The organism is Streptomyces sp. NPDC085944, assembly GCF_040686295.1.
Taxonomy (GTDB): Bacteria; Actinomycetota; Actinomycetes; order Streptomycetales; family Streptomycetaceae; genus Streptomyces; species Streptomyces salinarius.
Genome location: NZ_JBFBJX010000011.1, coordinates 198,530 through 210,937, shown reverse-complemented (window position 1 = coordinate 210,937; position 12,408 = coordinate 198,530). Strand labels below are relative to the sequence as shown.

The 12,408-nt window shown below is 72.7% G+C and carries 15 protein-coding genes; 7 read left to right on the top strand and 8 right to left on the bottom strand.

Features of this window, described 5'->3' with window-relative positions; genetic code table 11:
• Positions 1-85: 85 nt before the first annotated feature.
• Positions 86-1,354 (top strand): cytochrome P450, encoded by a 1,269-nt coding sequence (locus AB0P07_RS22950; RefSeq protein WP_365553255.1) that lies wholly within the window; start codon positions 86-88, stop codon positions 1,352-1,354.
• Here the strand turns inward: AB0P07_RS22950 and AB0P07_RS22945 are convergent.
• The 3 genes from AB0P07_RS22945 to AB0P07_RS22935 all read right to left on the bottom strand — a co-directional run bounded on the left by AB0P07_RS22945 (position 1,337) and on the right by AB0P07_RS22935 (position 4,300).
• A complete protein-coding gene (locus AB0P07_RS22945; protein ID WP_365553253.1) occupies positions 1,337-1,603 on the bottom strand; it encodes a hypothetical protein in 267 nt (88 codons plus the stop codon). The two genes, AB0P07_RS22950 and AB0P07_RS22945, sit on opposite strands and share 18 nt — an antisense overlap.
• Before the next feature lie 163 nt (positions 1,604-1,766).
• Positions 1,767-3,386 carry an ABC transporter permease gene (locus AB0P07_RS22940; RefSeq protein WP_365553251.1) on the bottom strand — a complete coding sequence of 540 codons (1,620 nt, stop codon included), beginning with the start codon at positions 3,384-3,386 and terminating at the stop codon, positions 1,767-1,769.
• Positions 3,383-4,300, bottom strand: a complete 918-nt coding sequence (locus AB0P07_RS22935; protein ID WP_212730737.1) for an ABC transporter ATP-binding protein — start codon at positions 4,298-4,300, stop codon at positions 3,383-3,385. The genes AB0P07_RS22940 and AB0P07_RS22935 overlap by 4 nt, the downstream gene beginning before the upstream one ends.
• 88 nt (positions 4,301-4,388) lie before the next feature.
• On the opposite strand from AB0P07_RS22935, the gene AB0P07_RS22930 reads away from it, so the two are divergent.
• Positions 4,389-4,889, top strand: coding sequence for a MarR family transcriptional regulator (locus AB0P07_RS22930; RefSeq protein WP_176154466.1), 501 nt, complete (start codon positions 4,389-4,391; stop codon positions 4,887-4,889).
• Between the two features lie 12 nt (positions 4,890-4,901).
• Here the strand turns inward: AB0P07_RS22930 and AB0P07_RS22925 are convergent, their stop codons facing one another.
• Positions 4,902-5,330: a DUF6086 family protein gene (locus tag AB0P07_RS22925; RefSeq protein WP_256112776.1), complete on the bottom strand. Its 429-nt coding sequence runs from the start codon at positions 5,328-5,330 to the stop codon at positions 4,902-4,904.
• 81 nt (positions 5,331-5,411) lie between these two features.
• On the bottom strand, positions 5,412-6,308 hold the full coding sequence (locus AB0P07_RS22920) for a diacylglycerol kinase family protein (protein ID WP_365553248.1): 897 nt from the start codon (positions 6,306-6,308) through the stop codon (positions 5,412-5,414).
• A 185-nt stretch (positions 6,309-6,493) separates the two neighbouring features.
• On the opposite strand from AB0P07_RS22920, the gene AB0P07_RS22915 reads away from it, so the two are divergent.
• From AB0P07_RS22915 to AB0P07_RS22895, 5 genes are all read left to right on the top strand, one after another.
• Positions 6,494-7,777, top strand: coding sequence for an adenylosuccinate synthase (locus tag AB0P07_RS22915; RefSeq protein ID WP_365553246.1), 1,284 nt, complete (start codon positions 6,494-6,496; stop codon positions 7,775-7,777).
• A 132-nt stretch (positions 7,778-7,909) separates the two neighbouring features.
• Positions 7,910-8,401 (top strand): DUF3515 family protein, encoded by a 492-nt coding sequence (locus AB0P07_RS22910; RefSeq protein WP_365553244.1) that lies wholly within the window; start codon positions 7,910-7,912, stop codon positions 8,399-8,401.
• Between the two features lie 59 nt (positions 8,402-8,460).
• Entirely contained in the window at positions 8,461-8,661 is a 201-nt protein-coding gene (locus AB0P07_RS22905; RefSeq protein ID WP_365553242.1) for a hypothetical protein, read from the top strand.
• A gap of 175 nt (positions 8,662-8,836) precedes the next feature.
• A complete protein-coding gene (locus AB0P07_RS22900; protein ID WP_365553240.1) occupies positions 8,837-8,980 on the top strand; it encodes a hypothetical protein in 144 nt (47 codons plus the stop codon).
• A gap of 88 nt (positions 8,981-9,068) precedes the next feature.
• Positions 9,069-9,359: a hypothetical protein gene (locus AB0P07_RS22895; protein ID WP_365553238.1), complete on the top strand. Its 291-nt coding sequence runs from the start codon at positions 9,069-9,071 to the stop codon at positions 9,357-9,359.
• Between the two features lie 42 nt (positions 9,360-9,401).
• Here AB0P07_RS22895 and AB0P07_RS22890 read toward each other — a convergent pair whose 3' ends face one another.
• The 3 genes from AB0P07_RS22890 to AB0P07_RS22880 form a co-directional block, all read right to left on the bottom strand.
• Positions 9,402-10,052 (bottom strand): hypothetical protein, encoded by a 651-nt coding sequence (locus AB0P07_RS22890; protein ID WP_061443402.1) that lies wholly within the window; start codon positions 10,050-10,052, stop codon positions 9,402-9,404.
• 126 nt (positions 10,053-10,178) lie between these two features.
• Entirely contained in the window at positions 10,179-10,895 is a 717-nt protein-coding gene (locus AB0P07_RS22885; protein WP_365553236.1) for a GntR family transcriptional regulator, read from the bottom strand.
• A 145-nt stretch (positions 10,896-11,040) separates the two neighbouring features.
• Positions 11,041-12,396 carry an aspartate aminotransferase family protein gene (locus AB0P07_RS22880; RefSeq protein WP_365553234.1) on the bottom strand — a complete coding sequence of 452 codons (1,356 nt, stop codon included), beginning with the start codon at positions 12,394-12,396 and terminating at the stop codon, positions 11,041-11,043.
• Positions 12,397-12,408 lie beyond the last annotated feature (12 nt).

Genomic DNA, 12,408 nt, shown 5'->3' with positions numbered 1-12,408 from the left:
GGCTCCGGCGGCGCGAGGTCAAGACTCCTCACACGGGTGGTCGGCACTCTGGGCACAGGGCCGGTCGAGGTCCTACTGTCCGTCCATGACGGCTGCATCCGACTCCGCGACCGGTCGCGCGTCCGACTCCGCGTCCGATCCCGCGTCCGGCCCCGCGTTCGACCCGTGGGACCCGGCTTTCGTCGCCGACCCGTACCCGGCCTTCGCCGAGCTGCGGGGGCAGGGGCGCGTGCTCTACTACGAGCCGAGCGACCAGTGGCTGGTCCCGCACCACGCGGACGTCTCGGCGCTGCTGCGCGACCGCCGCCTCGGTCGGACCTACCAGCACCGTTTCACGCACGAGGAGTACGGGCGGACCCCGCCCCCGCCGGAGCACGAGCCCTTCCACACGCTGAACGACCACGGCATGCTCGACCTGGAGCCGCCGGACCACACCCGTATCCGGCGTCTGGTGTCGAAGGCGTTCACGCCGCGTACGGTGGAGCGGCTGCGGCCGTACGTGCACGGGCTGGCGGACGACCTGGTGGCCCGGCTGGTGGCGGCGGGCGGCGGAGATCTGCTCACCGACGTGGCCGAGCCGCTGCCGGTCGCCGTGATCGCGGAGATGCTGGGCATCCCGGAGTCCGACCGGGCCCCGCTGCGCCCCTGGTCGGCGGAGATCTGCGGAATGTACGAGCTGAACCCGTCCGAGGAGACGGCGGCGAAGGCGGTCCGGGCGTCGCTCGAGTTCTCGGACTACCTGCGCACCCTCATCGCGGCCCGTCGCAAGGACCCCGGCGACGACCTGATCTCGGGCCTGATCGCGGCGCACGACGAGGACGACGACCGCCTCACCGAGCAGGAGATGATCTCGACCTGCGTCCTGCTCCTGAACGCCGGTCACGAGGCCACGGTGAACGCGACCACCAACGGCTGGCTGGCCCTCTTCCGCCACCCCGACCAGCTGGCGGCCCTGCGCGCCGACCACTCGCTCGTCCCGCCGGCCGTGGAGGAGCTGATGCGCTACGACACCCCGCTCCAGCTCTTCGAACGCTGGGTCCTCGACGAGATCGAGATCGACGGGTCGACGCTGCCGCGCGGCGCGGAGGTGGCGATGCTGTTCGGTTCCGCCAACCACGACCCGGCGGTCTTCCCCGACCCGGAACGCCTGGACCTCACCCGCCGGGACAACCCCCACATCTCCTTCAGCGCCGGCATCCACTACTGCATCGGCGCCCCGTTGGCCCGCATCGAGCTGGCGGCGTCCATGACGTCGCTGCTGGAGCGGGCCCCGACGCTGCGCCTGGCGGCGGAACCGGAACGCAGGCCGAACTTCGTGATGCGCGGCCTGACGGAACTACGCGTGGAACTGTGACTCCCGGGGGCGTCGGCGCCGCCCCAGCAGCCAGGCGCCGAGCCCCCAGACCACGGCGGGCACCACGGCTCCGGCGAGGAAGACGAACGGCAGTTCGGTGAGGACGGCGCCGAAGTCCTGCCCGTTGTTCTCGAACCCGTTGCCCAGGTGCCGCTGCGTGCGGCCCGAGGCGCCCCACAGCCACACGGCTCCCGCGGCACCCGCCATCGACACCAGGCACCCGCCGTACGTCACCGCGTCTCGTTTCATGCACCTGAGGACGCCACCGGCCCCCGCACCGGTTCCCTCACGGTGGTGCGTGAGGTGGGCGGAGGTGCCACGCGCGGGGCGGGCCGACCGGGAGGGCCACCCCGTACCGGCGAGTCCGTCCACGTGGTCCGGGTCGTGCCGCGCGTCGGCGGGTCCGCGGACGTCAGGTCAGGTCCCGCCGCCGCAGCCCGGCGAGCCCCGCCGCCACCAGCGCCCCCGCGATCAGGAGCAGCACCAGCACCGGCGACCAGCTCATCTCCCCGCCCGGCAGCTTCGGCAGGTGCCCGTACGGCGACACGTCCAGCACGGCCTGCGGCACGTCGAGCACCGGTCCGATCCACCCCAGCAGCAGCACGGCGCCCGCGACGGCCCACGCGGCCACCGCGGCCCGGGGCAGCAGCCCGTGCAGCAGGACCGCCGTGCCGCCGATCACCCACACCGCGGGCAGCTGCACCAGGCACGCGCCCAGGATCGGCCCGACGTCCCGCCCGTACCCGGCGGCGAAACCGAGCCCGGCGAGCAGCATGATGAGGGCCGCACCGCCGAAGGCGATCACCAGGTGCCCGGCGGCCCACCGCAGCCGGCCCACCGCGCCCGCGAGCACCGGTTCCGCGCGCCCGGAGGTCTCCTCGCCGCCGAGGCGCAGCACCGACGCCACGACGTACAGCGCGGCGACCAGCCCCAGCATGCCGACCATCGCCGACACGAACGCGTCGGTGAGCCCGGCCTGCCCGCCCATCCGTTCGATGATCTCGCGGGCCTGCTCGCTGTCCCCGACCAGATCGGTCGCGCCCTCCGTCATCCCGCCGTAGACGACACCGGCGAGGAGGAAGCCGGTGCTCCAGCCGAGGACGCCGCCCCGTTGCAGGCGCCAGGCCAGTGCACCGGCCGTACCCAGGCGCCCGGCGGCCGGTCCCGGCCGGGTCGGCAGAAAGCTCATCCCGAGGTCCCGGCGCCCGGCGAGGGCATAGGCCGCCGTCCCCTGTGCGGCCGCCGCGGCCGCGAGCAGCAGCAGTACCCACCATCGTTCGTCCGCGAAGGCCCGCACGTTCTCCAGCCAGCCCAGCGGCGACACCCAGGTCAGGACGGAGGAACCGTCGTCCGTCCCCGAGTCGCCCGCCGCCCGCAGCACGAAGGCGCCGCCCAGCGCCGCCGCCGTCAGCCCCCGGGCCAGCCGTGCGCTCTCGGTGAGCTGGGCGACGATCGCCGCCGTGGTCGCGAAGAGCATCCCGACCGCCGCGACCCCGAGACCGAGGGCGAGCGCGCCGGCCGCCCCCTGCCCGGCCAGTCCGGCGGCGACCAGCAGAGCCAGGGCGGCGTTGGCGACCGCCGCCGCGAGCAGCGCCGCCGTCAACGGGGCCCGGCGGCCGACCATGCCGGAGGCGACGACCTCCTGCCGTCCGCTCTCCTCCTCGTCGCGGGTGTGCCGTACGACGATCAGCAGGCTCATCACGGCGGCGAGCGCACCGGCGTACAGGCCGACGCGCCAGGCGGTGAGCGCGCCGAGACTGTCGTCGAAGACGGGGCCGACCAGCGCGCGCAGCGAGGAGTTGGTCTCCATCTGCCGCATCAGGTCGGCGCGTTCGGCGGCGGTGCCGTACAGGCCGTTGATCGTGCCCGGCATGGACAGCACCATGAGCGCGTTCACCCCGGCCCAGACGGGGATCAGCACGCGGTCGCGGCGCAGGGCGAAGCGGAGCAGCGTGCCGGTGCCGGCCAGTTGGCGCGAGCCGCCGGACCGGGCCGCGAAAGCCGTGGCGGCGGCGTCGGCGGTGGTGGTCATCGGGTCGTCACCGCCGCCCCGGACTCCGTGCCGTCGGCCTGGTAGTGCCGCAGGAACAGCTCCTCCAGCGTCGGCGGCGTCGACGTCAGCGAGCGCACGCCGGTCTCGCTCAGCGACCTCAGGACGGCGTCCAGCTTGTCGGTGTCGACCTGGAGCCGGACGCGGTGTCCCCGGACGTCGAGGTCGTGGACGCCCGGCAGGTGGGCGAGCCCGTTCGGGGCGCCCGCGAGTTCGGCGGTGACGCTGGTACGGGTCAGGTGGCGCAGGTCGGCGAGCGAGCCGCTCTCGACGGTCCGTCCCTTGCGGATGATGCTGACCCGGTCGCACAGCTCCTCGACCTCGCTGAGGATGTGGGAGGAGAGCAGCACCGTCCGGCCGCGCTCGCGCTCCTCCGCCACGCAGCGCTGGAAGACCTCCTCCATCAGCGGGTCGAGTCCGGAGGTGGGTTCGTCGAGGATCAGCAGGTCGACGTCGGAGGCGAAGGCGGCCACCAGGGCCACCTTCTGGCGGTTGCCCTTGGAGTAGGTGCGGCCCTTCTTGGTCGGGTCGAGTTCGAAGCGTTCGACCAGCTCGGCGCGGCGCCGGGAGTCCAGTCCGCCGCGCAGGCGGCCGTAGAGGTCGATGACCTCGCCGCCGGAGAGGTTGCGCCACAGCGTCACGTCGCCGGGGACGTACGCGATCCGCCGGTGCACCTCCACCGCGTCCGCCCACGGGTCGCGGCCGAGCACCTGGGCGGCGCCCGAGTCGGCGCGCAGCAGGCCGAGCAGGACCCGGATGGTGGTGGACTTGCCGGCTCCGTTGGGCCCGAGGAACCCGTGGACCTCGCCGGCCCCGACCTCCAGGTCGAGACCGTCCAGCGCGTGCGTGCGTCCGAACGCCTTGTGCAGTCCGGAGACGCTGATTGCCTTCGTCATGATTCGGAACGTACGCTTCTTTCAGAAATTTGTGAAGTTAAGAAACCGTCAGGATGAGGGGTCGCGCCGGGTGAGGGATGATCGACGGATGACGACGGAACCAGCGGAGGCGGGGCGCGACCCCGAGGCGGTGTCGAAGTTCGTGGAGGGCTTCGCGGCCCAGCTCGTCGAGGCCGGGATGCAGCGCATGCCGGCCCGGGTCTTCACCGCCCTGCTGGCCTCCGACTCGGGCTCACTGACCTCCGCCGAACTCGGCGAGAGCCTTCGGGTCAGTCCCGCCGCCGTCTCCGGCGCCGTGCGCTACCTCTCCCAGCAGCACATGGTCGCGCGCGAACGCGAACCGGGCTCGCGACGGGAGCGCTACCGGGTGCACAGCAACCAGTGGTACGAGGCGCTCACCAACCGCGAGGCCGTGCTCAAGCGCTGGGAGAGCGCGCTGCGCGAGGGCGTCGCCAGCCTCGGCGCCGACACCCCGGCGGGCCGGCGCATGGCCGAGACGCTCGCCTTCTTCGAGTTCGTGGACGGGGAGATCGCGGCGATGATGGAACGCTGGCGGGTGCACCGGGAGAAGACCTTCGGCGCCGGCTGACGCCGGGGCGGCTCAGCGGGGCATGGCGCGTTCGACGGCCGCGGCCTGCTCGCGCAGGTGTTCCTCCCACTCCGAGTGCCGGTGCGCGGGTGCCGGCACCTGCACGTCGGCGCGCCCCTCCAGTCCGCCGTCCGCACCGGCGTCCGGGAAGCGCACCTCGGCCCCCGCCCGGTTCGCGAGGGCCAGGGCCGTGACGACGAAGCCGCGGGCGAGGGTGTGGATGATCCGGTGCCGGGTGCCGTGGTGCCACTCGACCAGGACGTTCACGAACCTCTCGTAGGCGCCGGTATCGATCTGGCACTCGTCGTTGATCATCTCGCCGACGCCCGACGGGGTGCCCAGCTCGGCCTCGTACACGGCCACGTGTCGCAGGAACAGCCGCGCCGCCCCGTTGGACGGATTCCACAGCGTCTCGTCGCCCGCGTCGAAGTACTGGCTCACGCGCCCCCCCCTGATCAGGTCCGACGGAGAGCGTAGGCGCCCGCCCCGGTCCTGCGCACGCCGTTTCCGCCCGTCGGCGCCCTACCCCGCCGGCAGCGTCAGCCCCCACGCCCCCTCGCGCGCCACCCACGTCCGCGTCCCCACCGGTCCGCACACCACCGCGTCGGCCCGGTACCGGAAGTGCGCCCCCGACACGGTCACCGTCCGTCCGCTCGCCGTCAGCGGCGCCGCCTGCGCGCCCACCGACAGCGGCCGCGCCTCCACCACCGCCAGCCCTCCGCCGCCCGGCATCACCGTCAGCGCCTGAACCGGCTGGTCCAGGTCCACCAGCGTCACCCCGTCCACCTCCACCCGCAGCCGGGCCGGACCGGCCACCCCCGGCGCCACGGCGGTCCGGGCCGGACGCGAGGACGCCAGCGTCCGCACGAGCGACTGACAGGTCCGCAGCCAGGGCCGCAGCGATCCCGCGCCGACGTCCCCGTCCGCCCGCTCCGGTGCGGGGAGCGGACCCGGCGGAATCCCCACCGCCCCCAGCACCACCCCGTCGCTGTCGTCGACGAGCAGGTCCAGGCGCCGTTCCGCCCCGTCGAGGACCGCCCGCGCCGCCGCCACCGCCCCGGTCGGCAGCCCCAGGGACCGGGCGAGACCGAGTGCCGGGCCCACCGGCACCACCGACAGGCCGCAGCCGGCCAGCTCCCGCCGCCGGTGCAGCAGGGCCACGGCCCGCAGCAGCGCGCCGTCGTCACCGACCACCACGGGACGCCGCGAGCCGCGCCGCCCCAGCGCCCGCGCGAACTCCTCCGGACCGTCCGGCAGACACACCTTCGTATGCGACGCACCCGCGCTGAGCACGTCTTTCGCGATCCGGACGGACTCTCCGTCCATCCGCCGGGCGGCCGGATCGACGACCACCAGAAGCTGGTCGGACCTCGCGGAGGAGTTCGCTGAAGAGCTCGCGGAAGTCGCCACCTCGGCCATGCCTCACTTCCTCGGGTAGCATCTTTGTGCAAGAGCCCCTTGCGCTGTTGCGCCAGGGGCTTCGTCTATTCCGGGGCACCCGGTCCGACGGTTGGCGGCCAACGACGGTCGCGGTGTACGTGGCGGAAACCCGTCGCATACGCCCTCGACCATGGACATGCCCCGCCCGGAAGGGGTGTACGCGCGTGCCCGCACTTGTGCTGCTCGGTGCTCAGTGGGGTGACGAAGGCAAGGGAAAGGCGACGGACCTGCTCGGTGGTTCCGTCGACTACGTGGTGCGCTACCAGGGCGGCAACAACGCCGGCCACACGGTAGTCGTGGGCGACCAGAAGTACGCCCTCCACCTGCTCCCTTCCGGGATTCTCTCCCCCGGCTGCACGCCGGTCATCGGCAACGGCGTCGTCGTCGACCCGTCGGTCCTGTTCTCCGAGCTGAGCGGGCTGAACGAGCGCGGCGTCGACACGTCCAAGCTCCTGATCAGCGGCAACGCTCACATCATCACGCCGTACAACGTCACCGTCGACAAGGTGACGGAACGCTTCCTCGGCAAGCGCAGGATCGGCACCACCGGGCGCGGCATCGGCCCGACCTACGCCGACAAGATCAACCGCGTGGGCATCCGGGTCCAGGACCTCTACGACGAGTCGATCCTCACCCAGAAGGTCGAGGCGGCGCTCGACGTCAAGAACCAGATGCTCACCAAGCTCTACAACCGCCGCGCCATCGCCACCGGCCAGGTCGTCGAGGAGCTGCTGGGCTACGCCGACAAGCTCGCCCCGTACGTCGCCGACACCGTCCTGGTCCTCAACCAGGCCCTCGACGACGACAAGGTGGTCCTCTTCGAGGGCGGCCAGGGCACGCTCCTGGACATCGACCACGGCACGTACCCCTTCGTCACCTCGTCGAACCCGACCGCGGGCGGCGCCTGCACCGGCGCCGGCGTGGGCCCGACGAAGATCAGCCGGGTCATCGGCATCCTCAAGGCGTACACGACCCGCGTCGGCGCCGGCCCGTTCCCGACCGAGCTGTTCGACGAGGACGGCGAGGCCCTGCGCCGCATCGGCGGCGAGCGCGGCGTCACCACCGGCCGCGACCGGCGCTGCGGCTGGTTCGACGCGGTGATCGCCCGCTACGCCACCCGCGTCAACGGCCTCACCGACTTCTTCCTCACCAAGCTCGACGTCCTCACCGGCTGGGAGCAGATCCCGGTCTGCGTGGCCTACGAGATCGACGGCAAGCGCGTCGAGGAGCTGCCGTACTCGCAGTCCGACTTCCACCACGCGAAGCCGGTCTACGAGACGCTGCCCGGCTGGAGCGAGGACATCACCAAGGCGAAGTCCTTCTCCGACCTGCCGAAGAACGCCCAGGCGTACGTCAAGGCGCTGGAGGAGATGTCCGGCGCCCCGATCTCCGCGATCGGCGTCGGTCCGGGCCGGGACGAGACGATCGAGATCAACTCGTTCCTCTAGGCGAGCGGGCACACCCCTACGGCCGGGGCCCCGCACCGGGGCCCCGGCCGTCGCCGTCGGGACGGCGGATACGCTGGCCGGAGCCGCCCTCCCGGCGGACGAACGGCACGGACAGCACGGAGCGAGCGGAAGATGCGGAAGCCCACCACCCGGACGTGGATCTGGCTGACCGCGGCGGTCGTCGTCGTGACCGGCGGTGCTTTATACGTCGACGGCCACCGGGTCTCCGCCGCCCCGCACGCCGACGACCCCAAGTGCGACAAGGTGATCTCCCGCCTCCCGGACGACATACCCGGTGCCTCGCGCGACTGGGCCCTGGGGAACGGGGTGGCGTCCTGGGGCGGCCAGAAGGCCGTGTTCCGCTGCGGCGCCGACGAACTGCAGCCGAACGTCAACCTCTGCGTCACCGCGGACGGCGTCGACTGGGTCCTGGACGAGGCACGGCTCAAGCGGGACGGCGTGAGCGTCCTGCGGACGTACGGCCGCTCACCGGCCGTGGAGTTCACGTACTCGGGTCCCCGCGAGGAGGTCGGCGGCATCCTCGCCACCCTGGATCCCGCCGTGAAGTGGATCCCGCAGGAACGCGAGTGCATCGGCCTGGACGACGCCGCCACCGCCCTGTAGCCCTTCGTTCGGCCCCCTTGGCCGGGCGCCGCCGGGCCCGGTGGTGTCGGATCGGGGGCATGACCGACCGTGACCGCACCGCCGTCTGCCGGGGCCCGTACGGCGGCGAGAAGGGCGTCGAGGACTGCGGCGACCCGGCCCGCTTCGAGGTCGCCCGGCACCTGCGGGCGCCGCTGCGGGTGTGCCCCGTCCACCTGGGACCGGCGCTGCTGCTGGCCGCCGGGGTGCTGTGGCCGCCGGGGATCATCCTGGTGGGGTGACGGCCCGGCCCTTGCGGAGGGGCATACGCACAGCGGTTGACTCGGGGGCCCGCCCCGGACGGCCGGTGGACGCGGAAGGAACCCGTACGGTGCCCGGACGTCCCGACGGCACGGCCCGGCGGTTCGACCCGAGCCCTTGTCCGTCGGCGGTGTGGAGCCGGTGGCCAGGGGCGCGATGGCCTCGATGGCACGCGCCCGTTTCACCGGCGCGGTCCTCGTGGACGGCCGGGTCGGCCAGGCGACGGCCGAGCACGGCAGGCTGCGCGTCGTCTCCGCCTCGACTTCGCCGCCGACGGCCGCCTCACCGGCATCGACGTGATCGCCGAACCCGCTCGCCTGAACGAACGGGACATCCCGGGCATAGGGTGAGGGCGTACACGTCGCGTCGGCCGAGGAAGGTGAGTGCGATGCGCGTGCTGCTCAAGGCGACGATGGACACGGAGAGGGCGAACGAGGCGATCCGCAGCGGGAGGATGCCCGAGGTGATCAGCCGGGCGCTCGACCACGTCAAGCCGGAGGCCGCCTACTTCGGTCTCCTCGGTGGCCGGCGGACGGCCCTGATGATCTTCGACATGCAGGACAGCTCGGAGATGCCGCCCACCGGTGAGCCGTTCTTCACCGAACTGAACGCGGAGATCGAGCTCTCTCCCATCATGAACGCGGACGATCTGCGCAAGGGCCTGTCCCAGCTCGGCTGACCGGCCCCGGTCGGCTGACGAACCGGTCAGCCGAAGAACCGGTCAGCTGAAGACGATCATCGACCCCTGCGCCAGGCTCCGTGTCGCCGCCGCGTGCAGGCCCAGCCAGACATGGCGCTCCCGGGCGAACGGGCTGGCGTCGTACGGCGCGGGCACCGCCGGCTCCTCCAGCTCTGTCGGGCCGAGCGGCGGTTGCGGCGGGGCCGGGGGGTTGGCCGGGTCGATGCCGAGGGCCGGGGCGACGGCCTCCAGTTCCCGCAGCAGGGTGTGCGAGGAGCCCAGCGGGCCGCCGCCCGCCAGGAGTTCGTCGTCGGCGAGCGGGTGCGGGAAGTCGACCGGGACGTAGGCGCCCGCGTGGTCGTAGTGCCACACGAGGTGGGACTGCTGTGCCGTCGACTCGAACATCTCCAGCAACTGCTCGTAGTCCCCGCCGAGTTCGTCCACCGGGGTCACCGGCAGACCGCACACCTGGAGGAGGTAGGCCCGGCGCAGGAAGTGCAGCGCGTCGTAGTCGAAGCCGGCCACCGGCGCGACCTCCCCGGACAGGCCCGGCATGTACTGGTACACCGGCACCGGCGGCAGCCCGGCCTCGGCCAGCACCTTGTCGTATTGCGCGAGTTCCTCGGCGAACGGGTTGTCCGGCGTGTGGCACAAGACGTCGACGAGCGGTACCAGCCACAGGTCACAGGCCAAAAGAGGGCTCCTCACACAGGACGGTGGTCAGGGAAGCGTAGTCGGTGGGCGCGGGTGTGCGCCGGTGCGCGGTGCGTGCAGTTCCCCTACCCATCTGGGGCCGGACCACGACATGTCCTGCGTTGGTCATCCGCCGGTGAGGTCCTCGGTGGAGTGCTCGGCGAGCCGCTCGATGAGGGTGAGCGAGTGGGTGTTGTACGCGTCGACGAGCGCGCGGGCGCCCGGAACGTCGCGGTGGGCGAGGGCGTCGACCAGTTCGGTGTGCCCGGACCACAGCGTGCCGCGCAGGTCGCTGAGCCGGCGCAGGTGCTGCACCGTGCACACCCAGCTCTGCACGCGCAGCCGGTGCAGGAAGTCGGAGAGGTAGGGGTTGCCGAAGAGGGCGGCCAACTCGCGCCAGTAGCGCAGGTCGTAGCCGATCAGGACGGTCAGGTCGCCGGCCGCGGCGGCGCGCTGGGCCTCCTCGCCGCGCCGCCGGACCCCGGCGAGGGCGGCGGCGATGCGCGGGTCGTCCGGCACCGGCAGGTCCGCGGCGAGGGCGAGGAACATCCCGTCGGTCACCATGCTGCGGGCCTCGATCATGCCCCGGAAGTCGTCGACCGAGTACTCGTGGACCCGGAAGCCGCGGTGGTGGTCGGCGTCCAGGAGCCCCTGCGCCGACAGGTCGACCAGGGCCTCGCGCACCGGCGTCGCGGACACCCCGTACTGCTCGGCGATCTCCTTGACGGTGAACTCCTGCCCCGGCTGGAGCCGCCCGGCCAGCACCTCGTCGCGGAGCGCGTCGGCGATCTGCTGCCGCAGGGTGCTGCGCGTGACGGCACCGGTACCGCTGGGGCCGGGCATGATCGGGCGTCTCCTCGTCGCGTTCGGGGCGTCGCCGGAGGGCGCCGTCCGGGGGGCGTGCTCGTACACGTGTCTATCGCTTGGCACATGTGTACCGCGTACGAGCACGCAACCCTACGCGCTCGGGGCTCCCGCCCCGCTCCGCCTACCGCGTGTACTCGTCCGCCACGGACAGTGCCGTGTCCAGCGCCGCGAGGCCCTCCTTCAGCTCCGCCTCGGTGATGTTGCACGGCGGGACCACGTGGGTGCGGTTCATGTTCACGAACGGCCACAGACCGTGGGCCTTGGCCGAGGCGGCGAACGCCGACATGGGCGCGGCCGCCTGTCCGGTCGCGTTGTACGGCACCAGCGGCTCCCGGGTCTCCCGGTCCTTCACCAGTTCCAGCGCCCAGAACATGCCGGTGCCGCGTACCTCGCCCACGCTCGGGTGGCGCTCGGCCAGCTCCCGCAGCGCCGGTTCGACGACCTCGGAGCCGAGCCGCGCGGCGTGCTCGACGACGCCCTCCTCCGCCATCACGTTGATCGTGGCGACGGCGGCGGCGCAGGCCAGCGGGTGCCCGGAGTAGGTCAGTCCGCCGGGGTAGGGCCGCTCGGCGAAGGTCGCGGCGATCTCGCCGGAGATCGCGACGCCGCCGAGGGGCACGTAACCCGAGTTCACGCCCTTGGCGAAGGTCATCAGGTCGGGCACGACGTCGTACAGACCGGCCGCGAACCAGGTGCCGGTGCGTCCGAAGCCGGCCATGACCTCGTCGAGCACGAAGACGATGCCGTACGTGTCGCAGATCTCGCGCACCCCGGCCAGGTAACCGGCCGGCGGCATCATGATCCCCGCGGTGCCCGGGATCGTCTCCAGGACGATCGCGGCGATCGTCCCCGGACCCTCGAAGGCGATCGTCGTCTCCAGGTGCTCCAGCGCCCGCGCGCACTCCTGCTCCTCGGTCTCGGCGTAGAAGCGCGAGCGGTACAGGAACGGCGCCCAGAAGTGCACGACCCCGGCCGTGCCGCTGTCGGAGGCCCAGCGGCGCGGGTCACCGGTGACGTTGACCGCCTGCTGGGTGCCGCCGTGGTACGAGCGGTAGGCGGAGAGCACCTTGGGGCGGCCCGTGTGCAGCCGGGCCATGCGCAGGGCGTGCTCGACGGCGTCGGCACCCCCGTTGGTGAAGAAGATCTTGTCCAGGTCGCCGGGGGTGCGCTCCGCGATCAGCCGGGCCGCCTCCGAGCGCGCCTCGACGGCGAACGCGGGCGCGAACGTCGTCATCCGCGCCGCCTGCTCCTGGATCGCGGCGACGACCTTGGGGTGCTGGTAGCCGATGTTGGTGTAGACGAGCCCGCTGGAGAAGTCGAGGTACCGCTTGCCTTCGTAGTCCCAGAAGTAGGACCCCTCGGCGCCGGCGACGGCGAGCGGGTCGATCAGCTCTTGGGCTGACCAGGAGTGGAAGACGTGCGCGCGGTCCGCGGCCTTCACGGCGGCGCCGGCCTGGGGGGAGGGCTGAGGGGTCATGCGGCCGAGGGT

Excerpts from the sequence above, each read along its gene's own strand:
- AB0P07_RS22905 (WP_365553242.1), top strand. The coding sequence starts at position 8,461 with ATGACCGACCGTGACCGCACCGCCGTCTGCCGGGGCCCGTACGGCGGC.
- AB0P07_RS22880 (WP_365553234.1), bottom strand. The coding sequence starts at position 12,396 with ATGACCCCTCAGCCCTCCCCCCAGGCCGGCGCCGCCGTGAAGGCCGCG.
- AB0P07_RS22950 (WP_365553255.1), top strand. The coding sequence starts at position 86 with ATGACGGCTGCATCCGACTCCGCGACCGGTCGCGCGTCCGACTCCGCG.
- AB0P07_RS22945 (WP_365553253.1), bottom strand. The coding sequence starts at position 1,603 with ATGAAACGAGACGCGGTGACGTACGGCGGGTGCCTGGTGTCGATGGCG.
- AB0P07_RS22900 (WP_365553240.1), top strand. The coding sequence starts at position 8,837 with ATGGCCTCGATGGCACGCGCCCGTTTCACCGGCGCGGTCCTCGTGGAC.
- AB0P07_RS22885 (WP_365553236.1), bottom strand. The coding sequence starts at position 10,895 with ATGCCCGGCCCCAGCGGTACCGGTGCCGTCACGCGCAGCACCCTGCGG.
- AB0P07_RS22910 (WP_365553244.1), top strand. The coding sequence starts at position 7,910 with ATGCGGAAGCCCACCACCCGGACGTGGATCTGGCTGACCGCGGCGGTC.
- AB0P07_RS22935 (WP_212730737.1), bottom strand. The coding sequence starts at position 4,300 with ATGACGAAGGCAATCAGCGTCTCCGGACTGCACAAGGCGTTCGGACGC.
- AB0P07_RS22920 (WP_365553248.1), bottom strand. The coding sequence starts at position 6,308 with ATGGCCGAGGTGGCGACTTCCGCGAGCTCTTCAGCGAACTCCTCCGCG.
- AB0P07_RS22930 (WP_176154466.1), top strand. The coding sequence starts at position 4,389 with ATGACGACGGAACCAGCGGAGGCGGGGCGCGACCCCGAGGCGGTGTCG.
- AB0P07_RS22895 (WP_365553238.1), top strand. The coding sequence starts at position 9,069 with ATGCGCGTGCTGCTCAAGGCGACGATGGACACGGAGAGGGCGAACGAG.
- AB0P07_RS22940 (WP_365553251.1), bottom strand. The coding sequence starts at position 3,386 with ATGACCACCACCGCCGACGCCGCCGCCACGGCTTTCGCGGCCCGGTCC.